The 25,453-nt window shown below is 58.4% G+C and carries 17 protein-coding genes; 11 read left to right on the top strand and 6 right to left on the bottom strand.

The window, feature by feature from the left end; genetic code table 11:
* The first annotated feature begins 236 nt into the window (after nucleotides 1–236).
* The 4 genes from BGP77_RS07460 to BGP77_RS07445 all read left to right on the top strand — a co-directional run bounded on the left by BGP77_RS07460 (nucleotide 237) and on the right by BGP77_RS07445 (nucleotide 6,785).
* Nucleotides 237–1,214: a TRAP transporter substrate-binding protein gene (locus tag BGP77_RS07460; RefSeq protein WP_108164078.1), complete on the top strand. Its 978-nt coding sequence runs from the start codon at nucleotides 237–239 to the stop codon at nucleotides 1,212–1,214.
* Between the two features lie 91 nt (nucleotides 1,215–1,305).
* Nucleotides 1,306–1,821, top strand: a complete 516-nt coding sequence (locus BGP77_RS07455) for a TRAP transporter small permease (RefSeq protein WP_108164077.1) — start codon at nucleotides 1,306–1,308, stop codon at nucleotides 1,819–1,821.
* Between the two features lie 11 nt (nucleotides 1,822–1,832).
* Entirely contained in the window at nucleotides 1,833–3,134 is a 1,302-nt protein-coding gene (locus BGP77_RS07450; RefSeq protein WP_108164076.1) for a TRAP transporter large permease, read from the top strand.
* A 33-nt stretch (nucleotides 3,135–3,167) separates the two neighbouring features.
* Complete coding sequence (locus tag BGP77_RS07445) at nucleotides 3,168–6,785, top strand: hydantoinase B/oxoprolinase family protein (RefSeq protein ID WP_108164075.1); 3,618 nt, start codon at nucleotides 3,168–3,170, stop codon at nucleotides 6,783–6,785.
* A gap of 140 nt (nucleotides 6,786–6,925) precedes the next feature.
* Here BGP77_RS07445 and BGP77_RS07440 read toward each other — a convergent pair whose 3' ends face one another.
* A complete protein-coding gene (locus BGP77_RS07440; RefSeq protein ID WP_108164074.1) occupies nucleotides 6,926–7,645 on the bottom strand; it encodes a ZIP family metal transporter in 720 nt (239 codons plus the stop codon).
* 109 nt (nucleotides 7,646–7,754) lie between these two features.
* Nucleotides 7,755–10,565: a DNA polymerase I gene (gene polA, locus BGP77_RS07435; protein WP_108164396.1), complete on the bottom strand. Its 2,811-nt coding sequence runs from the start codon at nucleotides 10,563–10,565 to the stop codon at nucleotides 7,755–7,757.
* 148 nt (nucleotides 10,566–10,713) lie between these two features.
* Between polA and BGP77_RS07430 the strand changes: the two genes are divergently transcribed.
* The 3 genes from BGP77_RS07430 to BGP77_RS07420 are packed head-to-tail and all read left to right on the top strand — an operon-like array spanning nucleotide 10,714 to nucleotide 14,915.
* Nucleotides 10,714–11,670, top strand: a complete 957-nt coding sequence (locus BGP77_RS07430) for a homoserine kinase (protein ID WP_108164073.1) — start codon at nucleotides 10,714–10,716, stop codon at nucleotides 11,668–11,670.
* A 55-nt stretch (nucleotides 11,671–11,725) separates the two neighbouring features.
* Nucleotides 11,726–13,090 carry a nucleotide 5'-monophosphate nucleosidase PpnN gene (ppnN, locus tag BGP77_RS07425; protein ID WP_108164072.1) on the top strand — a complete coding sequence of 455 codons (1,365 nt, stop codon included), beginning with the start codon at nucleotides 11,726–11,728 and terminating at the stop codon, nucleotides 13,088–13,090.
* Between the two features lie 22 nt (nucleotides 13,091–13,112).
* Nucleotides 13,113–14,915, top strand: a complete 1,803-nt coding sequence (locus BGP77_RS07420; RefSeq protein ID WP_146171213.1) for a diguanylate cyclase — start codon at nucleotides 13,113–13,115, stop codon at nucleotides 14,913–14,915.
* Here BGP77_RS07420 and BGP77_RS07415 read toward each other — a convergent pair.
* From BGP77_RS07415 to BGP77_RS07405, 3 genes are all read right to left on the bottom strand, one after another.
* Nucleotides 14,912–15,718: an ABC transporter substrate-binding protein gene (locus BGP77_RS07415; protein ID WP_108164070.1), complete on the bottom strand. Its 807-nt coding sequence runs from the start codon at nucleotides 15,716–15,718 to the stop codon at nucleotides 14,912–14,914. The genes BGP77_RS07420 and BGP77_RS07415 overlap by 4 nt on opposite strands.
* On the bottom strand, nucleotides 15,718–16,365 hold the full coding sequence (locus BGP77_RS07410; protein ID WP_108164069.1) for a dienelactone hydrolase family protein: 648 nt from the start codon (nucleotides 16,363–16,365) through the stop codon (nucleotides 15,718–15,720). Before BGP77_RS07410 ends, BGP77_RS07415 begins: the two co-directional genes overlap by 1 nt.
* A gap of 70 nt (nucleotides 16,366–16,435) precedes the next feature.
* On the bottom strand, nucleotides 16,436–17,245 hold the full coding sequence (locus BGP77_RS07405; protein WP_146171212.1) for a sugar nucleotide-binding protein: 810 nt from the start codon (nucleotides 17,243–17,245) through the stop codon (nucleotides 16,436–16,438).
* 150 nt (nucleotides 17,246–17,395) lie between these two features.
* Here BGP77_RS07405 and BGP77_RS07400 point away from each other — a divergent pair, with 150 nt between their 5' ends.
* From BGP77_RS07400 to BGP77_RS07390, 3 genes are all read left to right on the top strand, one after another.
* Nucleotides 17,396–18,316, top strand: coding sequence for a hydrogen peroxide-inducible genes activator (locus BGP77_RS07400; protein WP_108164067.1), 921 nt, complete (start codon nucleotides 17,396–17,398; stop codon nucleotides 18,314–18,316).
* A gap of 20 nt (nucleotides 18,317–18,336) precedes the next feature.
* The gene (gene recG / locus BGP77_RS07395; RefSeq protein ID WP_108164066.1) at nucleotides 18,337–20,406 is read left to right on the top strand and encodes an ATP-dependent DNA helicase RecG; all 2,070 of its coding nucleotides are present in this window, start codon (nucleotides 18,337–18,339) and stop codon (nucleotides 20,404–20,406) included.
* Between the two features lie 120 nt (nucleotides 20,407–20,526).
* On the top strand, nucleotides 20,527–21,924 hold the full coding sequence (locus tag BGP77_RS07390) for an aminoacyl-tRNA deacylase and HDOD domain-containing protein (protein WP_108164065.1): 1,398 nt from the start codon (nucleotides 20,527–20,529) through the stop codon (nucleotides 21,922–21,924).
* 118 nt (nucleotides 21,925–22,042) lie between these two features.
* On the opposite strand, the gene pepD is transcribed toward BGP77_RS07390, so the two are convergent.
* A complete protein-coding gene (gene pepD / locus BGP77_RS07385; protein WP_233252320.1) occupies nucleotides 22,043–23,533 on the bottom strand; it encodes a beta-Ala-His dipeptidase in 1,491 nt (496 codons plus the stop codon).
* A 173-nt stretch (nucleotides 23,534–23,706) separates the two neighbouring features.
* Between pepD and BGP77_RS07380 the strand changes: the two genes are divergently transcribed.
* Nucleotides 23,707–25,362 carry a multidrug ABC transporter permease/ATP-binding protein gene (locus BGP77_RS07380; RefSeq protein WP_108164394.1) on the top strand — a complete coding sequence of 552 codons (1,656 nt, stop codon included), beginning with the start codon at nucleotides 23,707–23,709 and terminating at the stop codon, nucleotides 25,360–25,362.
* Nucleotides 25,363–25,453 lie beyond the last annotated feature (91 nt).

Here is a 25,453-nt window from a genome sequence, read left to right as displayed (position 1 = left end):
AAATCACGCCTTAAATCACCAAAAAGATTCCGGATAAGGAATCACTAACAACGATAAAAAAAGCGATCCGTGAGAGGCGTCAAAACCAATGACCTTGCACCCACAGCCAACCCGCCATGTCCGGCTGATCGCTACGGCGATTAACCGTCTTACTGTCGTGGTTCGCCGCTGAACGATCGCACCTTGCACCCTTCGTTCGCTGCGGCGGACACAAACTGATGACTGAGGATTCGGACATGAAACAACTGATCAAACCCCTGGCGTTAAGCGCTCTGACGGCTTTTGCAGCCACGGCAGCACAAGCGGAAATCAAGTGGAACATGCCAACGCCTTACGCCGACGGCACTCACCACACCCAGAACGTTCGCCAATTTGCCGATGACGTGGCCACGGCAACCGATGGTGAAATGGAAATCATCGTGCACTCCGGTGCGTCTTTGGTGAAACACCCGGAAATTCATCGCGCCGTGCGCTCCGGCCAGGTGCCGATCGGCGAAGTTTTTATGGGCCTGCTGGGTAACGAAAACCCGCTCTATCAAGCCGACAATATTCCCTTTTTGGTAACCAGTTTCGATGGCGCCAAAGCGCTGTGGGATGCCACCCGTCCGGAAGTTGAAGCTGCGATGGCCGAGCAAGGTCTGCAACTGTTGTACGCCGTGCCGTGGCCGCCGCAAGGTTTCTACAGCAAGGAAGAAATCACCAGCGGTGCCGACTTCGAAGGCATGAGAATGCGGGCTTACAGTGCCACCACCTCGCGCATGTCTGAACTGCTGGGCGCCACCCCGACGACGGTACAAACGCCGGAAATTCCGCAGGCGTTCAGCACCGGCATCATCGAAGCCATGGCGACCTCTCCGACCACCGGTGTTTCCAGCCAGGCCTGGGATTACACCGATTACTACCTGGACGCGCGCGCCTGGATTCCGAAAAACATGGTGTTCGTAAACGCTCGTGCCTTCAGCCGTCTGCCGTCTGAAGTTCAGGAAGCGGTACTGGAAGCCGCCGCTGCCGCTGAAACGCGCGGTTGGGAAATGGCCATCGCCGAAACCGATGCCAAAACCGCAGAGCTGGCCGACAACGGCATCACCGTTTACACCCCGAACGCTGACCTGACGGAAACCCTGGGCAACGTTGGTCAGACCATGACCAACGAGTGGTTCGAAGAAATGGGTTACGACAGCGATAACCCCATCGCCGACATCGTCGGTCAGTAAGTAACACGCTGGCCGGTCAGTCGACGCGTCACTGATCGGCCAATTTCCCTTCGGGGCGTTCCGCGCCCCGCTTTTTCTCGGAGCCAACGCCATGATTAATCGTTTGCTCAATGGCCTCTATGCGGTCGGTCTGGTGCTGGCTGCGTCCAGCCTGGCTGGTATCGGCCTGCTGATTCTGGCGCAAATTGTCGGGCGCTGGTTCGGCATTATTGTTCCCTCTGCCGAAGACTTCACCGGCTTTTTACTGGTCTCGGTTTTGTTTTACGGACTGGCCTACAGCTTTCGTCACAACGCTCATATCCGGGTGGTGTTATTGCTGGATCGCCTCGGCAACAAACGCCGCTTTGCCGAAGTGTTCGGCCTGACATTGATGCTCGGTCTGAGCCTCTATCTGACCATCGCCTTCAGCCGTTTTGTGCTGGAAACCCACGCCTTTGGCGATGTCAGTACTGGCATGGTCGCGGTGCCGTTGTGGATTCCGCAAAGTTCCATGGTGTTTGGCATGGCGCTGTTTTGCCTCGCCGTTTTTGAAGATTGGTTGCGCGTTATCAGCGGCCGAACACCCAGCTATGTCATCGCCGAAGCGAATGGCGAAGGCACCGAATAGAGGCTGCAAACATGGATCCCATTGTTATCTCCATCATTTTGGTCGTCGTTCTGTTTACCCTGCTCAGCCTGGGTGTCTGGGTCGCCGGCTCACTGTTTTTGATCGGGCTGCTGGCGCTGGTCCTGAACGATCAGTTCGCCATCGGCATGGTGGTATCGACCTCCACCTGGGGCGGCAGCGCTTCCTGGACACTGGCGGCGTTACCCCTGTTTATCTGGATGGGCGAGATTCTGTTTCGTACGCGCTTATCGGAAGATTTATTCAACGGCCTGGCGCCCTGGCTCGATAAAATTCCCGGCGGTTTGCTGCACGTGAATGTGCTCGGTTGCAGTTTGTTTGCCGCGGTGTCCGGTTCATCGGCGGCGACGACCGCCACCGTTGGCAAATTCAGTTTGAAAGAACTGAAAAAACGCGACTATCACGAATCCATGGCCATCGGCACCTTGGCCGGTTCCGGCACACTCGGTTTTTTAATTCCGCCGTCGATCATTCTGATCGTCTATGGCGTTTCCGCTGAAGTTTCGGTGTCGCGTTTGTTTATGGCCGGCGCCTTGCCCGGTTTGATGTTGGCCGGTTTGTTCATCGCCTATGTGGTGTTGTGGTCGCTGTTGAATAAGACCAAAGCGGCGCCGCTCGGTGAGCCGATGAGTTTTATTGAAAAACTCAAACAATCGCGTCGACTGTTATCCATCGCTACCTTAATTACCTTCGTCATCGGATCCATCTACATGGGTTGGGCCACGGCCACCGAAGCGGCCACGCTGGGTGTACTCGGCTCACTGGTTCTGGCGAAACTCGGTGGCAATCTGAACTGGGCGCTGTTCCGCCAATCGCTGATCGGTGCCACCGGCATGTCGTGCATGATTCTGCTGATTCTCGCCGGCGCTCACCTGCTCACTACCGCCATGGGCTTTCTGCGCATTCCGGCCATGCTCGCAGAATTTGTGGCCAGCATGGATTTGTCGGTCGCCATGTTGTTGATCGCCTTGACCATCCTGTTTGTGATTCTCGGCTGCTTTCTCGACGGCATTTCGGTGGTGGTACTGACCACTTCGGTGATTCTGCCGCTGGTCGATGCAGCGGGCATTAATTTGCTGTGGTTCGGCATCTATCTGGTGCTGGTGGTGGAGATGTCGCAAATCACACCACCGGTCGGTTTTAACTTGTTTGTGATTCAGTCGCTGACCGGCAAAGACATCTTCACGGTCGCCCGTTACGCATTGCCATTTTTCCTGTTGCTGATTCTCGCCGTGGTATTGATCACCGTCTTCCCGCAGATCGCCCTGTGGTTACCGACGGTTCTGAATAACTGAGTGTGAACGAATTTTTTCGGAGATTATTTCGCTATGAGTACGCCAAGCCCTGCAACGAATTCCTGGTCTTTCTGGGTGGATCGTGGCGGCACCTTCACCGACATCGTGGCGCGCAAACCCGACGGTGAATTGATCAGTCATAAACTCTTATCCGACAATCCGGCGCAGTACCGCGATGCTGTTATTCAAGGCATTCGCCACCTGATGGGGTTGGCAAAAGACGCGCGCATTCCGGTCGAACAAATCGACGCCATCAAGATGGGTACCACCGTCGCCACCAACGCCTTGCTCGAACACAAAGGCGAGCCGACGCTGCTGCTGACCACGCGCGGTTTTTCCGATGTATTGCGCATCGGCTATCAATCTCGGCCGGATTTGTTCGCCATTAATATCGAGCTGCCGCAGATGATTTATGCCCGCGCCGAAGAACTCAATGAGCGTCTTGACGCCCAGGGACAGGTGCTTGAAAGCCTCGACCTGGATCAGACTCGCCAGGTTCTGCAAGCGGCGTTTGATGACGGTCTGCGCGCCTGCGCCATTGTACTGATGCATTCGTATCGCAACGGCACGCACGAGCAACAGGCAGCGGCCATCGCCCGTGAAATCGGTTTTACGCAGGTCACCGCCTCGAGCGAAGCCAGCCCGCTGATGAAAATTGTCAGCCGCGGCGATACCGCCGTGGTTGATGCCTATCTGTCGCCGATCTTAAAAAGCTACGTCAATCAGGTAGCCAGCGAACTCGACGATTTCGTCGACGAACCCGGCCGTTTGATGTTTATGCAATCCAACGGCGGCCTCACCGATGCGCAATTGTTCAACGGCAAAGACGCCATCTTAAGTGGCCCGGCCGGCGGCGTAGTCGGCATGGTAAAAACCGCCGAACAGGCCGGTTTTGATAAGCTGATCGGTTTCGATATGGGCGGCACCTCGACCGACGTTTGCCACTATCAGGGCGAATACGAACGCGCTTTCGAAACCAAGGTCGCGGGCTTCCGTTTGCAAACGCCGATGATGTCGATTCACACCGTCGCCGCCGGTGGTGGTTCCGTTCTCAATTTCGACGGCAGCCGTTTCCGCGTTGGCCCCGATTCCGCCGGAGCCTTTCCCGGCCCGGCCTGTTATCGCAACGGCGGCCCGCTGACGGTAACCGACTGCAACGTCATGCTCGGCAAACTGCAACCGGATTACTTCCCCAAAGTCTTCGGACCGAATGCCGACCAGCCACTGGATGTGGAAGCGGTACGCCGTGGCTTCACCGAAATGGCAGCCAGTATTGAAGAGCAGACCGGGCAGCGTTACACGCCCGAGCAAGTCGCCGAAGGTTTTCTGACCATCGCCGTCGATAACATGGCCAACGCCATCAAACACATTTCCACCCAGCGCGGGTACGACATTCAGGACTACGTGCTGTGCTGCTTCGGTGGCGCCGGTGGTCAGCATGCTTGCCTGGTGGCTGAAGCGCTGGGCATGAAGAAGGTATTTTTGCATCCCTATTCCGGCGTGCTCTCTGCTTATGGCATGGGGTTGGCCGATGTGCGCGACCTCAGTGAAGTCAGCGTCGAATTGCCGCTCGACGACGACAGCGTTGCCAGGCTGGATAAGCAGCAAATCGAGCTGGCCGACAACGGCATTGCCAAGCTGGTCGATCAGCGTGTGCCGGTCGAGGCCATCGAAACCATCAGCCGGGTGCATGTGAAATACCGAGGTTCAGACACCACCTTGCTGGTGCCGTTCGGCAGCCGCGCCGATATTCAGGCCGCTTTCGAAGCCGAACATCGTCAGCGTTTTGGTTTTATCTCGGCGCAAACGCCGCTGATTATCGAAGCGCTGCAAGTGGAAGCGCTCGGTGGCGGTACCGAACTCACCGCCAGCGCTGCGGCGGGCAACACCGATTCAGCCGAGCCGCTCTGTCACGACCTGACCACCGGCAGCGAGCGTTACCAGGCGCCGTTCCACCAGCGCGATCAATTGCAGGTCGGCAAAGCACTGAGTGGCCCGGCGGTGATCATTGAGAAAACCGCGACGCTGGTGATCGAACCCGGCTGGCAAGCCGTGCTGACCGAGAACAACGACATCCTGCTCGAACAGGTTGCCACGACTCACAACACCACGCCCGACACCACCGAGGCGGACCCGATCACGCTGGAGATTTTCAACAACCTCTATATGCACATCGCCGAACAGATGGGCTTGGTGCTGCAAAACACCGCCACCTCGGTGAACATCAAAGAACGGCTGGATTTCAGTTGCGCGATTTTCGACGCCGAGGGCGAATTGGTCGCCAATGCGCCGCACATGCCCGTGCATTTAGGGTCGATGAGTCACTCCATCAAAGCGGTGATCGCCAAGAACGCCGGTCGCATGACCGATGGCGATGCCTACATGTTGAACGACCCCTACAACGGCGGCACGCACCTGCCCGACATCACCGTCATCAAGCCGGTGTTTATGGACGGCGAAGTGGCGTTTTATGTGGCCTCGCGCGGTCACCACGCTGACGTCGGTGGCACCAGCCCGGGCTCGATGCCATCTGACTCCAGCCACATCGAACAGGAAGGCGTGCTGCTCGACAACGTTAAAGTGGTCGACAGCGGAATTTTCCAGGAAGCGCTGGTGCGCGATCTGTTCAGCAGCGCGCGTTATCCGGCGCGCAACATCGACGTCAACATCGCCGACCTGCGCGCTCAGCTCGCCGCCTGTGAAGCCGGTATGCAAGCGCTGCACGGCGTGGTGAAACAGTATGGTCTGGCCGTGGTGAGTGCTTACATGCGCCACGTTCAGTTCAACGCCGAAGAAAGCGTGCGCCGGGTGATCGACGTGCTCAGTGATGGCAAATTCGAGTATCCGCTGGATGACGGTTCATCCATCGCCGTATCGATTTCGGTCGACAAAGCCAACCGTGAAGCGACCATCGATTTCACCGGCACCAGCGGTCAGCATCCGCACAACTTCAACGCACCTTTGGCGGTCACGCACGCAGCGGTTTTGTACGTATTCCGCTGCCTGGTCAACGATCAGATTCCGCTCAACGGCGGTTGCCTGCGACCGCTGAACATCATCGTGCCGGAAGGCTGCATGCTGAATCCGGTTTATCCGGCGGCGGTCGTCGCGGGCAACGTTGAGGTCTCGCAGGTGGCGGTCGATGCGTTGTTCGGCGCGCTCGGTGTGGCCGCGGCTTCGCAGGGTACGATGAACAACCTGACCTGGGGCAACAACGCCTTCCAGTACTACGAAACCCTGTGCGGTGGCAGCGGTGCCACAGCCAAGGCCGACGGCGTCAGTGCGGTGCATACGCACATGACCAACTCGCGCTTAACCGACCCGGAAATTCTGGAATGGCGTTTCCCGGTCCGGCTGGAAGAGTTCCGCATTCGTCCGGATTCCGGCGGCAAAGGCCAGCACAACGGCGGCAACGGCGTCAGCCGACGCATTCGTTTCCTGGAGAAAATGGACGTCAGCATCCTCTCCAACCGCCGTGAAGTGCCGCCCTACGGCATGGACGGCGGCGCGCCTGGCGAACTCGGTCGCAACACCGTGATTCGCGCCAATGGCAACGAAGAAACCCTGGCCGGCAAAGCCAGCGCGGTACTGGATGTGGATGATCAGTTGCAGGTGGAAACGCCGGGAGGTGGTGGGTTCGGGAAGGTTTAAAATTTAACCCAACCACTCAGCCAGCATTGATCCTGGGTGGCTTTGTTGGCAGGCGTCTGTCGCCATGGATGGCGACGGCCGAGCCTACATGGATGTACTTGCGGCGTCCTGCTAACAAAGCCTCCCAGGGTCGATGCACCCTATATCAACACCTGATGACACAACATTCCCACCATAAACCCCAGTACCGCACCCAAGGGCGGCGTCCAGTGGCGACGCATCCGTGCTTGCGGCGCGATGTCCTGAAAGACCAGATAGAGAATGCCACCGGCGGCAAAGATCATAATACTGGCGGTAATAACCGAACGTTCCTGTAACAGAAAATAGCCGATGCTGGCCGACAACGGGCCCAAAAAACTGATGCCGAAAAAGATGATCAGAATAGCCTTGATGCGCAACCGTCGCTGGTTCTGACGCAGCTCGCGATAGGCATTAAACCCCTCAGGAATATTCTGAATACCGATCATCAACGCCAACAGCAAACCCAGCTTCGGGTTATAACCGAACACCGCACCCAGGCTGATGGCTTCGGGAATGTAATCCATCAATAACGCCATCAACTGCGCCATCGAACCACGCCGTTTTGACAGCCAGATATCCATGGCGCAAAACACACAACCACCGGCGACAAAGACCAGCGCCAAATGCAACGCACTCAAATCTTTAATGCCTTCGGGCGTGAGTGCAAAAGCCACCGACGCCAACAGAATGCCGCCACCAAAAGCGATTACGCCGTGGATGACTTCCCGCTTAAGCCGCGTTTCACGAAAGCGTTCCAGGCCGGCAATTAACGCGCCTAAGAAAGCGCCCAGACCGGAAATCCAGGCGACGATCAGAATGTTAATTAAGGTGGCACCCATGACGATCCTTACCGCGCTTGAACGCTAGGGTTGGCTCTAGGCTTAGTATTATGACCGCCGCCGATTGGCAGCGGTTGTCCTGGATCAAGACAGCGGCAAAAGCAAACAATCAATGCGCCGCTTCCCACGAATCGCCGATGCCGACATCGACGATCAGTGGTACATCGAGATGGGCGCAATGCTGCATGCGGAAGCGAATGCCTTCGCACACTTCATCGAGTTCATCTTCGGGCACTTCGAAGATCAATTCATCGTGCACCTGCATCACCATCCTGGCTTTGTATTTGCCTGAATGCAGCCAGTTGGCGACATCGACCATCGCCAGTTTGATGATGTCGGCGGCGGTGCCTTGCATGGGTGCGTTGATTGCCGTGCGTTCGGCGGCGCGGCGCAGCATCTGTTTGCCGGCGTTGATGTCCGGCAGATACAAACGACGGCCATAAAGCGTTTCCACATAGCCGGTCTCGGCGGCTTCGGCGCGGGTTTCATCCATATAACGGCGCACGCCCGGATAACGCTCGAAGTAAGTATTCACATAGGTCTGAGCATCGGTGCGGCTGATGTTTAATTGCTTGGCCAGACCGAAGGCCGACATGCCGTAGATCAGCCCAAAGTTGATCGCCTTCGCCGAACGGCGCTGCTCGTTGCTGACTTCGTCTTCAGCAAGTCCCATCACCTCGGCGGCGGTGGCGCGGTGAATGTCACGACCTTCGCGGAAGGCGGTGATTAAATTCTCGTCCTGCGACAGATGCGTCATGATGCGCAATTCAATTTGCGAATAGTCGGCGGCTACCACCTTGCAGCCTTTGGGTGCGACAAAACCACGACGAATCGACCGGCCTTCTTCGGTACGTACCGGAATGTTCTGCAGGTTCGGATCGGTCGATGACAACCGACCGGTTTGCGCACCGGTCTGGTTATAAGAGGTATGCAAACGGCCGGTGCCATCTTCGACCGATTCCGGCAACGGATCGGTGTAGGTACCGACCAGTTTCGACAGATGCCGGTACTGCAAAATCAGCGTCGGTAATTCGTAACCTTGCTGCGACAATTCGGTGAGCACTTCTTCGTTGGTCGATGGCGCGCCGCTGGCGGTTTTTGAGATCACCGGTAATGCCATTTTCTGGAACAACACTTCGCCGAGTTGTTTGGGCGAACCGAGGTTAAATTCGCTGCCCGCCAGTTCATGGCATTGCTTTTCCAGCTCGGCCAGACGTTCTTTAAAATCGTGGCTGAGTTTGCGGATGTAATGGGTATCGAGCAGCGTACCGTTGTCTTCCACGGCCGCCAGCACTTTCGACAGCGGTCGTTCGATGTGCTCATACACACCGGTCAGTTCACGGCCACTCAAGCCCTGATCGAGCCATTCACCAAGACGCAAAGTCAGGTCGGCGCGTTCGGCAAACCAGGGGCCGATTTCGGCCGGATCGGCGCTGGCGATGGGTAACTGGCGTTTACCGAATTTACCGAGAAAATCTTCGATGGTTTTGGGTTCAGCGCCGAGGTATTGCAAAAATAAATTATCCAGACTGAGCGAACTGAAATGATTGCTCAGCCGCGTGTCGCGGCGCACCGTGCTGTCGTAAACAAAGGCCATCAAGAGGGTATCGCGACCTAAGTTACTGGCTTTCAGTTTGCGCGGCGTCAGCACATGCCAGAACGATTTAAAATCGTAGCCGGTTTTGCGCACTGAAAAACGGCCCAGGCGTGGCGCCAGTTTGTCCCACAGTTCGCTTTCGCTGAGCGTGTCGCCCTGCTCGGCTTTCAGCGGCACATAGGCACCGACGCCGGCTTTTACCGCCAGCGCCAGACCGACCAGATCGGACTGGTGATAGTGGCCGATTTCACGCACCGCCAACACCGACAGGTTGCCGCTGTCATCAGCCTGTTTCAGAAAAGTTTCCAGTTCATCGGCGCTGGCCAGCACGCTGTAATGCGTTTCTTTCGGGGCTTCCAGATTGGGCCGGGCATCGGTTTTTTTCGTGCCACCCGCGGATGAGGATGTTTGCGCCGCTTTGGCCGCCGCCGGGTCTTCGCTCTCGCCGGTCAGTTCGCGAATCCAGGTTTTGAATTCGAACTGGCGATAGAGCGCCAACAGCGCTTCATTATCGGGGTCCGCCGGGGCCAAGGCGTCGAGACTGACATCGAGTTCAACGTCGAGTTTGATGGTGGCCAAATCGTAACTGAGGTACGCCATCTCACGATGCTCTTCTAGCTTTTTCGCCATCGTCTTAGCGCCCCGGAAATCGAGTTCGGCGATCTTGTCGAGATTGGCGTAGATGTCATCCAAACCACCCAGGCCTTGAATCAACGCCAGCGCCGTTTTCTGACCGACACCGGGCACGCCGGGAATGTTATCGACCTTATCGCCCATCAACGCCAGATAATCGATCATCAGGTTGGGCGGGAAACCGTATTTGTTTTCCACGCCGGGGATGTCGAGCGTTTCGTTTTTCATGGTGTCGATCAGGGTGACGTGCTCACTGACCAACTGCGCCATGTCTTTATCGCCGGTGCTGACGATGCACTCCAGGCGTTTTTCGGTGGCTTCGCGCGCCAGCGTGCCGATGACATCGTCGGCTTCGACGCCACTGACCGACAGCAATGGCAACCCCAGCGCCCGCACCAGGGTATGAATGGGTTCAATCTGCTCCCTCAGCTCATCCGGCATGGGCGGCCGGTTGGCCTTGTACTGCTCGTACATCTCATTGCGAAAGGTCGGGCCTTTGGCGTCAAAGACGACGGCAATGCAGCTGTCTGGATACTGATCGACCAGACGCCGCAACATGGAAATGACGCCTTTGATCGCGCCGGTTTGGCGACCTTCAGAATTGGTCAGTGGTGGTAACGCATGAAAGGCGCGGAATAAATAAGAAGAGCCATCCACCAGCACCACCGGCCCGGTCTTGTTGTCAGCCATAGCAGCAAAGTCCTCGATTAAACTGGCGGGCATCTTAACACGCACGGCCGACGCTGACGCCCTCGATAAGCCCGATGACGCTTTCAAGTCTGGGCCCGCAGGCCCGGGCCGTTTATACTCGCGGTCCCATTCCAGCCGACGGTACGGTATGTCCGTTTTTACCGAGCTGACACGCTCCGATATCGAAACCCTGCTCGATCAGTACACCCTGGGTCGCTACAGCGATCATCAGGGCATTTCCGCGGGCACGGAAAACACCAATTATTTTATCGATACCAACCTGTCGCGCTTTGTGCTGACCATTTTTGAAAAGCTGCATGCAGACGAACTGCCGTTTTTTCTGTCACTCGGCGAGCACCTGCACGACGACAATTGCGCCGTACCACAACCTTATCGCACCGCCGAAGGCGAGCTGCTGACTGTACTGAAAGACAAGCCAGCGGTGATGTTTGAACGAGTCATTGGCCAGCACCATCAGGCCAGCCCGAAACACGCCCAAACCCTGGCTCGGGCGCTGGCCAATATCCACACCAGCACCGCCAAATTTAACGGCCAACGCATACACAGCCATGGCGCCACCTGGATTCATCAGCAAGCCGTGCACTTAGCACCCGGCTTCGACAGTGCGGATCAGGCGCTGCTCACTGAAGCACTGCAAAGCATCGATACCTTGCCGAGAAACCTGCCTCGCGGCGTGATTCACGCTGACCTGTTTCACGACAACGCTTTGTTCGACGGCGACGATCTGGCAGGCATCATCGATTGGTATTTCGCGGGCATCGATCATTACGCGCTGGATATTGCCGTCTGCCTGATCGACTGGTGCCTCAATATTGATGGCCAGTTGGACTGGCAACAAAGCCTCGATTTTGTACAGGCGTATCACCAACAACGGCCGCTGCAACGCGATGAACTGGAGGCCATGCCGGCTCTGGTCGTGCAAGCGGCAACCCGATTCTGGCTCAGTCGTGCGCTGGCGTTTGATGAGCACGCCGACCCCAGCCAGATCACCATTAAAGACCCGACCGCCATGAAAGTTCTGGCGCATCAGGCACTGCAAGAAGGCGCAAAATTCGGCGAGATGCTGCTTCACGAGCTAGACTAAAGGACCGGGCGATCAAACATTCGCCATCCATGCAGTACGCTCACAGGAAGACTGAATGCAACGTGCCACACTGAACGCCTCTGTAACCCCAAAAGGCAGCCTGGAAGTGCTGTCGCAACGCGAAGTCCACAAGCTTAAATCGGTCGAATTCGGCCACTACGAATTGTTCCGTCGCTGTGCGCTGGCCATCTTGAATACCGGCTCAGACAGCGACAACGCCAAAACCATTCTGGAAACCTATCCGGATTTTTCCATCGACATCGTGCAGCAGGACCGAGGCATTCGCCTGAACCTGAACAACGCACCGGCCGATGCCTTTGTTGATGGCGAAATGATCGCCTCAACGCGCGAAATGCTGTTCTCGGCGCTGCGCGACATCGTCTACACCCAGAGTGAAATCGAAAGCAAACGGCTCAATCACGACAGCGGCGAAGGCGTCACCGACTATGTCTTCCATTTGCTGCGCAACGCCCGCGTTCTGGTGCCCGCGCAAGAACCGCGCATGGTGGTGTGTTGGGGCGGTCACTCCATCGGCCACGAAGAATACGAATACACCAAAGACCTCGGCCATGAACTGGGCTTGCGCGGCATGGACATCTGCACCGGTTGCGGCCCAGGCGCGATGAAAGGCCCGATGAAAGGCGCCACCATTGCGCACGCCAAACAGCGCATTCGCCACGCTCGTTATCTGGGTCTGACCGAGCCCGGCATCATCGCCGCCGAAGCGCCCAACCCCATCGTCAATGAACTGGTGATTCTGCCGGACATCGAAAAGCGTCTCGAAGCTTTCGTGCGCGTGGGTCACGGCATAGTGATCTTTCCCGGCGGTGCGGGTACGGCCGAAGAATTGCTGTATCTGCTGGGTATTTTGCTGCACCCGCAAAACGCCGACCTGCCCTTTCCTCTGGTGCTCAGCGGCCCGAAATCGGCTGAACCGTATTTCCAGCAACTGCACGATTTTATCGGTCGCACGCTCGGTGAACCCGCCCAGCAACGCTACAAAATCATCATTGGCGACCCGGCACTGGCGGCGCGGGAAATGGCTCAGGGCATTGCCCAGGTACAGGCGTTCCGTCGCTCGCACACCGACGCTTACCATTTCAACTGGCAACTGCACATCGACCTGGAATATCAACGTCCGTTCGAGCCGACGCACGCCAACATGACCAAGCTGGATTTGCGCAAAGACATACCGGTGCATCTGTTGGCCGCCAATTTGCGCCGCGCCTTCAGTGGCATCGTCGCCGGTAACGTCAAAGAACAGGGTATTCGCCTGATTGAAGAACAGGGGCCTTATGATTTGCACGGAGATGCCGACATTTTGGAACCTTTGGATGATTTGCTCGAAGCCTTTGTCCGCCAGCAACGCATGAAGCTGCCGGGCAGCGAATACGTACCCTGCTATCGGGTGCGCCGCTGAGAGCGCAACCCGGGTGATCCCAGTGCGACCGCTTGATTGCTTTGCCAAACACCGCCTGATCTATGGTGCTGCGCTGTGTCTGATCTTGTTGATCGATCAGTCACAGGCGCATGAGCACGCCCCGCCACTGTCGTGGCAGGGTGAGGATCGGCTGTGGTTGGACGGTCATCTGGAAGTCGCGGTGCAGCCGCCCGGTCTGCTGCCGCAGGCGGATGACTGGCTGGCGCATCAGCACCTGGAAGCGGCGCGTTTTACCGGCCAGGATGTGCGGCTGCATTTTCGCGCCCAGCTGCACAACAGCACCGACCAGGCGACCACGCTGTGGCTGCATATCGATGAATCGACGCTCGATACCATCAGTCTCAATATCGGTGGCAACCAGCACTGGCACACCGGTGATCACCAACCGTTCGACTCGCGTCCCATCGCCCACACCAGCTATCTGTTTCCGCTGGTGCTGCAGGCCGGCGAGATCAAAACCCTAAGCGGTTGGATCGAAAGCCGGCAGATTCGTTTGCCGATTTCGCTGTGGCGCCCGGACGCCTATCTAGCCTGGGCGGAAAAACGCACCATCCGCAACGGCCTGTTTTTCGCCACCGTTATTGTCTTGGCGAGTTTGTGTCTGGTCACCTACGTCGCTACCCAGCTGCCAGCCTATCTGGCGTTCGGTCTGTTCAACATAGCGGCGATGTTGTTTTTCCTGCAGGTGTTTGGCTACGGCTTTCAGTATTTGTGGCCCGACGCTCTGGTCGTCAATCGCATTGCCGGGCCGCTGAGCACCTATCTGCTGGCGCTCAGTTTTGGCTGGATGGCGCCGACTATGCTCAGTGGGCGTCATCACCGGCCACGCCTGTCGGGCATCATCAAAACTCTGCTGGCGGTGCTGGTGGCCGGCGGTCTGGTGCTGGCGCTGATCGGTCAGCGCACCTGGCTGATTCAGTTCGCCATCTACTGGTTGTTCGTCATTCTGGCTCTGATTCTGACCATGCTGTTTCTGGAAGTGCGCGGCGGTTCGCGCCGGGCGCGGTTATTCGCACTGATCTGGTCGCCGATGCTGCTCTCGGCGCTGCTGCTGTTGCTCGCCTGGCTCGACTGGATTGCCTACACCGACGCGCTGATCACGCTCTGTCTGGCCGGTCTGGGCATGACCTGCCTGGGGTTTTTCGTGCTGCTCGGCTTTCAATTGCGCCAATCGATTTTGCGGCGTCAACGGCTGGAGCAGGAATCGCTGGAGCTGAAAACCGCCCAGGCCGACCGATTGGCGCAGGAAGTGGAAGAACGGACTCAACAGTTGGCTGAGAGCAATCGCCGGCTGCGCCAGATGGCGTTGACCGACCCGCTGACCGGTCTGCCCAATCGTCGCCAGCTGGACGATTTCGGCGAACTGCACCATCGCCTGGCCCGCCTGACGCAGGCCCGGCTACACACCGCCATCTTCGATCTGGATCATTTCAAACGGGTCAACGACACCTATGGCCATCCCATCGGCGATCTGTTTTTGCAGGCGGTGGCGCGTTGTCTGGAAACCCAGTTGCTGAGCAAGGATCACGATCAACGACTGGTAGCCAGGCTCGGCGGGGAAGAGTTCGCTTTAATCTGTTACAGCCTCGATGACGAGCAACTGCCGCCCCTGCTGGAAGCGGTGCGCGAGGCGGTCAGCCAGATACGGCTTGAAGAAGCGCCCCAGGTGCAACTGACGCTGAGCATCGGCTGGGCCAGTGGTCAGGCCGATCAGCCCTTAACCCAGATCTTCCGCCGCGCCGATCAGGCGCTGTATCGCGCCAAAGAAGCTGGCCGTAACCGCGTCGAAGCCGGCGATTCTTAAGGCGACGGCGATTGCAGCCAGGGAAAATCGGGTTGGCCGGGATGGCTCAGCGCTTCGATCATCGAAGCCGGGTAATGGCCGCGGTAATAACCCGCCAGCGTGCCATCGGTTTTCATCGCATCGAGGGTGGCCTGCCAGTCGGCGATGGTGGCATCGGACACATCGCGCGAAAACGCCAGATACAAATAACGATGCTCCAGGCTGTAGACGCGGCGCAACGCCGTTTCATCCAGGCCGGCATCGAGCAGATACGGCCGATGGCCGATATCGCTGGATAACCACAACGCCACCCGGCCATGGCGCAACATGCGCAGACACTGCTCCGGCTGCGCCGGCCGCTCCAGATTGGTGAACCCCAAAGCTTCCAACTGATCGCCACCGGAACCGCCCAGATAGGCGCAAATACCCGTGACGTTACGCGCCTGATCGAGGCTGATCAGTTCCAGTTCAGAATCTGCCAGGGCGTATAAACCGTGCACCACCCGCTTAACCGGCCCGACCCATTTGAACAGCGCTTCGCGTTCGGCAGTACGGGTGGTTTCGAACAGCATGATGTTCGGCCCCTCCAGCGCCAGCGCATAGGCGCGGGCCCAGGGCAACAAGGAGATATCGCCGTCGAGCCCCTGCCGCTGCATCAGTGCGCGCACCATCTCGGCGGTAGCGCCAGTCACCCGGCCGTTGTCGTCCAGATATTCGCCCGGCGGTGAATGTTCGGTAAGCACCCGCAAGGGCTCAGCCGCCACCAGGGCAATGCTCCACAGGCTGGCGCACAGCGCCACGACGGTTCGCAATCGCCGCCACATCAGTCCGCTTGCCCACTGCGCAAAAAGCTCAGGGTGCGTTGCCAGGCCAGTTCTGCCGCCGCCGGTTGATAGGCATCCGGGCGTGATGGTTCGGCGAACCAATGGCCGGTCTGTGGATAACGATGCAGTGCCAATGACCGGCCTGCGGCAGCCAAGACATCCTGCCAGGCATCGATTTCAGCCTCGGTGGCGAAGGCATCGGATTGCGCCATATGCGCCAGATAGCGAGCCCGCGCCGAGCCATAATCGTCCGGCCGGGCGGCGTAATAACTGATCACCGAATGCAGCAAATCGGCGTGGTTGATCGACACCCCCAGGGCCAGAAAGGCACCCAGGGAAAAACCCACAGCGGCAACACCGCTGTGACGCTCACCGGTCTTCCCGGCCAGCCAATCAGCGGCTGTGACCAGGCGCTGTGTCGCTTGCTGATGATCCAATGCATCGCCGGCCGCTTCAGCGGCTTCGACCGTGGTCACCACCTGGCCCTGATAAAAATCGGGCGCGAAGGCGTTAAACCCGGCCTGCGCCAGGGCGTCACAATAATCACGAACGTCTTTATTCAAACCCCACCAGGCGTGCAACACGAGCACGCCCGGTGCCTCGTCCACGGTGCTAAAAGCAGTGTAACCATCCGGTTGTGAACTCATGGCACGACCCTCCTGCGGATAACTCAGTTTTCAGCTACCACTCTATATCAAACACCGTCCGAGACCACCTTTAGCGATAGCCACCGGCGCGAAAATCGGGGAATTGCCAGCGAAAACCGCTGTCTGCCAGACGCTCCGAACTCAGCTGTTTGCCACCGCCAACGGAAAGGGTATCGGCCAGAGGCGGCAATCCCTCCAGTTCACGCAGATAATTGAGCACCTCGAACAAGGGCGTCGGTTGACGATCGGTGACCAGATAACAGTCCTGCGGCTGCTCAACATCCAGCGCCAGATGCACCAGGGCAGCAGCGGCGTCTTCGATATGAATGCGGTTGGTCCAGTGATTGCGCGCCGGCGGCTGGCTGTCGGCCTGGCGCGCCTGACGCCGCAACCAGTCACGACCGGGACCATAGATGCCACTGAGCCGCGCGACGACAGTGGTTACCGGCAATTCCGCCAGCCGCTGTTCCATTTCCAGCAGCGTTGCACCGGCCCAGCCGTCCGGATCGGGCGCGCTGGTTTCATCCAGCTGGCGACCATCATCGGCGCCGTAAACCCGGCTGGAACTGACCACCAACACCCGACGCGGCGGTTGTTGCCAGCCATCCAGACTCTCCGCCAGTCGCTTGATCGGCTCGACGTAAGCCCGCCGGTAGCCTTCAGCGGTACGTTCAGCCGCCGACAGCGCGACGATCACAGTGTCGGCCGAGACATCTGGCCAGGCGCTTTGGGCAAGATCCATGGAGCGTTGTTCAAAGCCCAGTGCCGGTTCTGCCTCGCGGCGGCGCAGACCGACCACTGAGTGTTTTCGTTCCAGCAAACGTCGGGCGACGCGGCGGTTCAGATCGCCGACACCAGCCAACAGATGAACGGCTGTCATATCATTACCCACTTGTATTAAAAACCAACTTTCGATAGCTTACGCCTTAATAGCCTGAGCGTTCCCAAGCCGGCGTTCAACTCTATTTTTGCAATCCAGATTGTGTTCAACCTAGCCGACCCTCGGCCGGCCCGCATCGGACAACCCGCCATGACTTTGACCGAACTGCGTTACATCGTTGCCCTGGCCCAGGAACGGCATTTTGGCAAAGCGGCCGAGCGCTGCTTTGTCGCCCAACCGACCTTGAGCGTCGCCATCAAAAAACTCGAAGACCGCCTCGGCGTCGCCATCTTTGAACGCGGCAAGAGCGGCGTTCAGGTTACGCCGATTGGTCAGCGCATCGTCGAACAGGCGCAGCGCGTACTCGAAGAAAGCCACAAGATCGAAGACCTGGCGCACGCCGGTAAAAACCAGCTGTCCAGCCCGCTGAAACTGGGCGTGATCTACACCGTCGGTCCTTATCTGCTGCCGCACATTATCCCACAGTTGCGTCAGCTGGCGCCGGACATGCCGCTGGAAATTGAAGAAAACTTCACCGGCACCTTACGTCAGCGGCTGCGCGATGGTTTGCTCGACGCCATCATTATTGCCCTGCCGTTCAAAGAACCTGACGTGCTGACCAAGCCGATGTTCGACGAAGACTTCGAAGTGCTGCTGCCGGCCGATCACCCCTTGACTCAGGAAAAAGCCATAGCGGCCGAACGCCTGATCAAAGAACCCTTGTTATTGCTGGGCGAAGGTCACTGTTTCCGCGACAACATTTTCAGCGCCTGCCCGAACATCGCCTCGGCTTCGCGCGACCCTAAAGGTCACATCCGCACCATGGCCGACGGCAGCTCACTGGAAACGTTGCGCCATATGGTCGCCTCTAACCTGGGCCTGACCATCTTGCCGCAGTCGGCCACCGGCTCGTCGCTGTACAACGACAAACAAGTCGCAGTACGGCCGTTCTCTGGCAAGGCGCCACGCCGCACCATCGCGCTCGCCTGGCGCGCCAGTTTCCCACGGCCGAAGGCGATCGATCTGCTGGAAACCTGCATCCGTCAGTGCAAAACCCCTGAGGTCGCCTGACCTGTGAAAGGCGACCTTCGATGCAGCTCGACCAACCTTTAGAAGCGCTCAGCGGTATCGGCCCCAAACTGGCGGAAAAATGCCAGGGCTTGGGGCTGAACAGCGTTGGCGACTTGCTGTTTCATCTGCCCTACAAATATCAGGACCGTACCCGTATCACGCCCATTGGCCGGTTGCGTTTTGGCATGGCGGTGGTGATCGAAGGCGAGGTACGCGGTACTCAGGTGGTGTTTGGCCGCCGCCGTTCGTTGATCTGCCGCATTCAGGACGGCACCGGCCTGCTCAGCCTGCGACTGTTTCATTTCAGCAAAGCGCAACAGAACCGCCTGCGTGCCGGCACCCGCATTCGTTGCTACGGTGAAGTGCGCCAGGGTTCGACTGGCCTGGAAATGATGCACCCGGAATACGAGGTGCGCGATGAAGGCGACTTCCCGCCACTCGATAACGCCCTGACCCCGCTCTACCCCAGCACCGACGGTCTCAATCAAAACCGGCTGCGCGCTTTGGTCGATCAGGCCATCGCAGCGCTCAAGCAACAAGGCGGTTTGCCGGAATGGCTGCCGCCGGACTGGCTGGCACACTGGCAACTGCCGTCGCTGACGGATGCCTTGCTGACCCTGCATCACCCTCAGGCCGACTGCGACACCGAAGCGCTGCTCTCCGGTCAGCATCCGGCACAACAGCGGCTGGCGCTGGAAGAACTGCTGGCACACCACCTCAGCCTGATGCAGATGCGCCAACGCACCCAAGCCGAAGGCGCGACGCCGTTACCCCCCAGCCAGCAACTGGTCAGCGCTCTGCTCAAACAACTGCCGTTCACACTGACTGGCGCCCAGCAACGTGTGCTCGGTGACATTCAGACCGACCTGGCCAGCAGCAAACCCATGCTGCGACTGGTGCAGGGTGATGTCGGGTCGGGCAAAACGCTGGTGGCTGTATTAGCGGCGCTGCAAGCGATCGAAGCCGGACATCAGGCGGCGATGATGGCGCCCACCGAACTGCTCGCCGAGCAGCACTTTCGCACCTTAAGCGCCTGGCTCGAACCGCTTGGCCTGAGCTGTGGTTTGCTCACCGGCAAACTGGGCAAGCGCCAGCGCGGTGAAGTGCTCGATGATCTGGCCAGCGGCCGCGTGCATCTGGCGGTGGGAACCCATGCCCTGTTTCAGGAGGCGGTGCAGTATCAACGGCTCGGCTTAGTGATCATCGATGAACAGCACCGTTTTGGTGTGCATCAACGCCTGGCTTTAAAAGAAAAGGCGGTGCACGGCCTGCCGCATCAGCTCACCATGACGGCCACCCCCATTCCACGCACGCTGGCGATGACCGCCTACGCCGACCTCGACGTGTCCATCATCGACGAACTGCCACCGGGCCGAACGCCGGTTACCACCACGGTCATCAGTCAGGAACGACGCGATGCCGTCGTGCGCCGCGTCGATGCAGCCTGTGGCGACGGACGCCAGGTCTACTGGGTGTGCACCCTGATCGAAGAATCGGAAGAACTGCAGGCCGAAGCCGCCGAAGCGACCGCGGACGTTCTGCAACGCGCCTTGGTCAACCGGCGCGTTGGTTTGCTGCACGGCCGCATGAAACCGGCGGAGAAAAACCGCATCATGCAGGCCTTTAAAGATCAGCAGCTGGACATTCTGGTGGCGACCACGGTGATCGAAGTCGGCGTCGATGTGCCCAACGCCTCGGTGATGATCATCGAAAACCCGGAACGGCTGGGTCTGGCGCAATTACATCAGCTGCGCGGGCGGGTCGGTCGTGGCACCGTCGACAGTCATTGCCTGCTGATGTTCGGCTCGCCGTTATCGACACAGGGTCAGCAACGCCTGGAAGTGATGCGTTCAACCAGTGATGGCTTTCGCATCGCCGAAGAAGACCTTAAACTGCGCGGCCCTGGCGAGGTGCTCGGCACTCGTCAGACCGGCGCTTTGGAATTTCGCGTTGCCGACCTGGAGCGCGACCGGCATTGGCTCGATGTCATTCCCGATCTCGCCAAACGTTTGACGGCGGAATACCCATCTCACGTCGAACCTTTGGTGCAGCGCTGGCTCTGGGGCGCGGACCGCTACGCTCAAGTGTGACCAAATCGGCCTTTTCGTCGCAGGGCTCTTTTTTTACGCCGAACCAAGGTTGCGGAACGGCAAAACGGCTACCATAGTTTGTGGGCTGTTGATCACGGATGATAAAAGGAACCACACCCCATGCAGAAAGCCATGGCCGAACCGCACCTTTCCGACCTGCCCTTTCTGGTTAAACAACACCTACGCAAACACGGTATTCAGCCTGAAACCGGACCAACCGACGTCAAAGACATGCGCGCAGAAGTGACTCTTTTGAGAGATACCTTTGGTCTCGTCCAGGTATTTTTCCGCTCTGATACGTTACTGGACCTTGAGAAAATCCAGCGCCAGACCGGTCGTAAACTCGAACCGCTGACCACGCTCGACATCGATCGCATCAAAGCCAAGTTATCGGTCAACACCCTGCCAGCGTTCGATGATCTGGTCGACGCCGAAACCCTGATCGACGAACGGCTGTTTCAGGCCGAAGACTTTTTCGTGCACTCGGGCAACAGCGACAAGCTGATCCGGGTGCGCAATGGCGCCGAACTCAAACACAGAGACAGCACCCGCATTCTGGATCTGTGCGTCGACCTGCCCGGCGCGCTGCCCGACATCGATGATCTCGGTGTGTTCGCGCACGATCAGGTGGAAATTGATCGCGCCGTCACCAGCTTTACCGCGCTGCGCATTCGTCAGCGGCTGTCTGAAACGCTGGAAATTCCACCGCTGTCCGAAACCGCTCAGTCGATCATTCGTTTGCGCGCGGACCCCGATGCCGACATCACCAAACTCAGTCGCATTGTCGAAAAAGACCCCAGCCTTGCCGCTCAGGTGGTCAGCTGGGCCAGCTCTTCCTATTACGCCGCACCCGGCTCGATTAAATCGGTGCAGGACGCCATCGTGCGGGTGCTCGGTTACGATCTGGTGATGAATCTGGCGCTCGGCCTGGCACTCGGTAAAACATTGGACATGCCGGACGACCAGCCCGAAGGGTTTTCATCTTACTGGACGCGCGCCGTCTTCGTGGCCGCAACCTGCGGTGCCTTACTGGCTAAAATTCCGCGCGAATTCCGTCCCGGTTTTGGTCTGGTTTACCTCACCGGTCTGCTGCACAACTTTGGTTATCTGATTCTGGCGCACGCCTTCCGTCCGCACTTTTCCGCCACCTGCCGGATGATGGAAAGCAATCGACATTTGCCGCATCAGCACATTGAACAGCACCTGCTCGGCATCACGGGTGATCAGATTGCCGCCGCGCTCCTGCACTACTGGAAAATGCCAAACGAGGTTTGCCTGGGCATTCGCTACCAGGTCGAACCGCATTACCAGGGCGCACACGCCGATCACGCCCAACTGGTGTACCTGGCCAACCATCTGCTGCAAAAGCATGGCTTACTGCCGGGCGCCGAACAGGAGTTCGATCCGGCGGTTTATGATTACCTGCATCTGGACCCGGAAGAAGCCGAAGACGCCATTCAGGAAATCCGCGACGCGCGTGATCAATTGGCGATTATTGTGCAGGGACTTGAGAGTTAATCGCTTGGCGATTAACTCTGCTTGACGCTAGACGGGAGACGGGAGACGCCAGCTAGGTCTTCTGCTAACAAGCGTCTCCCGTCAGCGAAGCGTGCGTCCAGCGTTTCCCGGATCTGGCTTACGCCAGATCCGCCAACAACGCCTTCAACAATTCCCAAAACGGTTCCACCGTCGCGATCTCCAAACGCTCGACCGGGCTGTGTGCGCCCAGAATGGTCGGGCCGAACGAGACCATATCCAAATCCGGTTTTTTGCTTTTGAGAATGCCGCATTCCAGACCGGCGTGAATCGCTTTTAATTGCGGTTCGCGGTCCAGCTGTTGAGTCGCCAAGGCCCGCGTGCGAGCGACCAGATCGCTGCCAAAATCCGGGTTCCAGCCCGGGTAATCCAGAATCACCTGCGGCACCAGACCGAAGGTTTCAAACAGCGCTTCCAGATGTTGTTGCAGCGGTCTGGCTTCGTCAGCGTTGAAAAAGCGCAGGCTGGTTTGCAGTTTGAATTCGTCTTCACGCAGCGACACCGTGGCCAGGTTAACGCTCAGATCCACCAGGTCAGCGGGCTGATTCAGGTTATAACGCTGCGCCCCGTGCGGCATCACGCTGAGCAGGTTCAGCAAGGTGCGGGTATCGGCGCTGGAAGCGACCAGCGGTTCCTCGACCTCAACCGGTTCCAGACTCCATTGCAGGCCATGATCGCTGTCGGGCAAAAAGCTCAGCCAGCGCTCGCGAGCGGCATCGGCCAAACGCTGCCAGTCATCCAGTTGATCGGTATTTAAAAACAGATCCGCCGAGGCTTCGCGGGCAATGACATTGTGCGCCACGCCACCGCGCATCCGACTTAATTGCCAATCCAGCTCGACGGCGTCTTTGAGCAGTTCGCCCAACAACTTATTGGCATTGCCCAGTTGCTGATGAATCTGAATGCCAGAATGGCCGCCGGTCAGACCCTTCAGATGCAGCCGATAACTCACCAAACCCGGACGCGGGCGCTTCATCATAATTTGCCGACCGGCCGCATAGCCGTATCCACCGGCACAGCCGATGTAGATTTCCGGCCACTCTTCGGTGTCGAGGTTAATCAGGCGGGTGCCTTTGAGCAGGCTCGCATCCAGACCCAGCGCACCGTGCAATCCGGTTTCTTCTTCGGTGGTGAACAGCAATTCCAGCGCCGGATGCACCACCGTCGGGTCGGTCATCACCGCCAACGCCGCTGCGGCACCGAGGCCGTTATCGGCTCCCAAGGTGGTGCGGTCGGCTTTCAACCAGCCATCTTCAACCTTGAGCGTCAGCGGGTCATGGTCGAAGTCGTGTTCTTTGTCGCCCGTTTTGACCGTCACCATATCGAGATGGTTTTGAATCACCACCGTCGGCGCGGCTTCATGGCCGGGCGACGCGGGCACGTACACCACCAGATTCCCGGCGGCATCGCCGGCGTGCTCAAAGCCGTGCTGCTCGGCCAGCGAGACAATGTGCGCGCGGACGGCTTCTTCACGACCGGATGGACGCGGAATCTGGGTAATGGAGTAGAAATGGCGCCAAAGATGTTCAGGCTGAGTCGGATAATGCTCGGGAATCATGGTCATACCGGTTGTTGAATTGGGATGAAACACGGATGGCCCCGGCTGTCCCTACCCGTGGCTGCGAAGGCTCCGTAGCTTACTCATCCGCAGCGAAAATGACCACATTCCCCAGGCGTTGAATCCTTTTAACGCGGATGCAAATCATTTTTGTTGTGTCACAAAAAGAGTACACTGCGCCGCCCATTCAACGGTCGGGTAAGCTCATGCAATTGTTGGCGATTGTTTTTCGACACTTCCGCCTGGCGTTCAGCGCCATCCTCTTGCTCAACCTGATCAGCGCCGCTCTGGGTGTTGCCGTCATCGCCTTTATCAACACCCGTTTGATCGATCATCCCGAACCGAGCCTGTGGTTACTGCCACAATTTCTGCTGCTGATTCTGGTGTTGATGGCCGTCACCCTGGCCTCGCAATGGACACTGACGCGGCTGGGTCATCACTTCGTTTATGACTTTCGCGGCCAATTGGTCAAACGCATTCTCGACACCTCGGTGTTGCAGCTTGATCGCCTGGGTAGCCCGAAACTCATCGCCAGCCTGTCGTCTGATATTCGCGCCATTACGCTCGCCTTTGTGCGCCTGCCCGAACTGTTTCAGGGCGTGATCCTGACACTCGCCGCCTCGGCCTATCTGTTCTATTTATCACCGCGCCTGTTGCTTGCCGCTGCGGGCTGGATTGCGTTGACCATCATCGCCGGCAGCTGGCTGGTAGCGCGTGTGTACCGTCATCTGGAAGCGGTGCGTCACAGTGAAGACCGGCTGTTTCAGGATTTCGAAACCCTGGTGCTCGGGCGCAAGGAACTGCGGCTGAACCGGCACCGAGCGCACCGTCATTACACCGACGACTACGACAGCAACGCCCGCGATTATCGCCATCATGTGATCCGCGCCGATACCTTTCACCTGAGTGCCATCAACTGGTCAAACATCATGATGCTGGCCGCCATCGGCTGGGTGTTCTTCCTCGCCAACAGTCTGGGCTGGGCCAACACCACCGTCGCGGCGACCTTCTCGCTGACCTTGCTGTATCTGCGCACGCCTTTGCTGCAAGCCGTGGGTGCTTTCCCAACGCTGCTCAGCGCTCAGGTGGCGTTCAACAAAATCGACAGCCTGACGCTGGCCGAACATCGCGCGTCTTTTGACTTGGATGCTCGCTCCAACCCCGACTGGCAGCGTATTGAATTCGACCAGGTGCGTTTCGACTATCCAGCCGACGACAGCGGCCGCAGCTTCAGCGTCGGCCCATTGAACCTGCACATCGAACGCGGTGAAACGCTGTTTATCATCGGCGGAAACGGCAGCGGTAAATCGACGCTGGCAATGCTGATCACCGGCCTCTATCAGCCCGACGCCGGCACCATCCGGCTGGACGACGTGGTGATCGACGACAACCATCGCGCCGCCTACCGACATTGCTTCGCCTCAGTATTCACCGACTTCCATCTGTTCAGCCGCGTGACCGGCAAAGACGATGCCGAGGCCGATGAAGCCCGTATTGATGAATGGCTGCGTCGTCTGGAAATCGATCACAAAGTCACGCTGCACAACCACCGCTTCGATCACCTGAAACTGTCGCAAGGTCAGAAAAAACGCCTGGCACTGATGCTGGCGCTGGCCGAACAACGCTCGGTGTTGCTGCTCGATGAATGGGCCGCCGATCAGGACCCGCAATTCCGCCGCACCTTCTATCGCGACATCTTGCCGCAGCTGAAGCGCGCCGGCATCACCGTCATTGCCATCAGCCATGACAATCAGTATTTCGATCAGGCCGACCGGCTGATTCGCATGCAACACGGCCAGGCCGAAGAACTGACCGGTCGCCAACGCGACGATGCCCATCAGGATGTGATTCGCGAGCTGTAACGCCTGTAGCCACTGATTGACACTTAGGTGCACAAAAAAACAGACAGCGGCGATGCGCTTCGCTATACTCCGCGCCCCTTTGCCCCCGGCC

It is taken from the genome of Saccharospirillum sp. MSK14-1 (genome assembly GCF_003054965.1).
Lineage (GTDB): Bacteria > Pseudomonadota > Gammaproteobacteria > Pseudomonadales > Natronospirillaceae > Saccharospirillum.
This window is presented reverse-complemented; position numbering and strand designations above follow the sequence as displayed.

Coding starts and splice junctions, on each gene's coding strand:
- BGP77_RS07460 (WP_108164078.1), top strand. CDS start 237: ATGAAACAACTGATCAAACCCCTGGCGTTAAGCGCTCTGACGGCTTTT.
- BGP77_RS07455 (WP_108164077.1), top strand. CDS start 1,306: ATGATTAATCGTTTGCTCAATGGCCTCTATGCGGTCGGTCTGGTGCTG.
- BGP77_RS07450 (WP_108164076.1), top strand. CDS start 1,833: ATGGATCCCATTGTTATCTCCATCATTTTGGTCGTCGTTCTGTTTACC.
- BGP77_RS07445 (WP_108164075.1), top strand. CDS start 3,168: ATGAGTACGCCAAGCCCTGCAACGAATTCCTGGTCTTTCTGGGTGGAT.
- BGP77_RS07440 (WP_108164074.1), bottom strand. CDS start 7,645: ATGGGTGCCACCTTAATTAACATTCTGATCGTCGCCTGGATTTCCGGT.
- polA (WP_108164396.1), bottom strand. CDS start 10,565: ATGGCTGACAACAAGACCGGGCCGGTGGTGCTGGTGGATGGCTCTTCT.
- BGP77_RS07430 (WP_108164073.1), top strand. CDS start 10,714: ATGTCCGTTTTTACCGAGCTGACACGCTCCGATATCGAAACCCTGCTC.
- ppnN (WP_108164072.1), top strand. CDS start 11,726: ATGCAACGTGCCACACTGAACGCCTCTGTAACCCCAAAAGGCAGCCTG.
- BGP77_RS07415 (WP_108164070.1), bottom strand. CDS start 15,718: ATGTGGCGGCGATTGCGAACCGTCGTGGCGCTGTGCGCCAGCCTGTGG.
- BGP77_RS07410 (WP_108164069.1), bottom strand. CDS start 16,365: ATGAGTTCACAACCGGATGGTTACACTGCTTTTAGCACCGTGGACGAG.
- BGP77_RS07405 (WP_146171212.1), bottom strand. CDS start 17,245: ATGACAGCCGTTCATCTGTTGGCTGGTGTCGGCGATCTGAACCGCCGC.
- BGP77_RS07400 (WP_108164067.1), top strand. CDS start 17,396: ATGACTTTGACCGAACTGCGTTACATCGTTGCCCTGGCCCAGGAACGG.
- recG (WP_108164066.1), top strand. CDS start 18,337: ATGCAGCTCGACCAACCTTTAGAAGCGCTCAGCGGTATCGGCCCCAAA.
- BGP77_RS07390 (WP_108164065.1), top strand. CDS start 20,527: ATGCAGAAAGCCATGGCCGAACCGCACCTTTCCGACCTGCCCTTTCTG.
- BGP77_RS07380 (WP_108164394.1), top strand. CDS start 23,707: ATGCAATTGTTGGCGATTGTTTTTCGACACTTCCGCCTGGCGTTCAGC.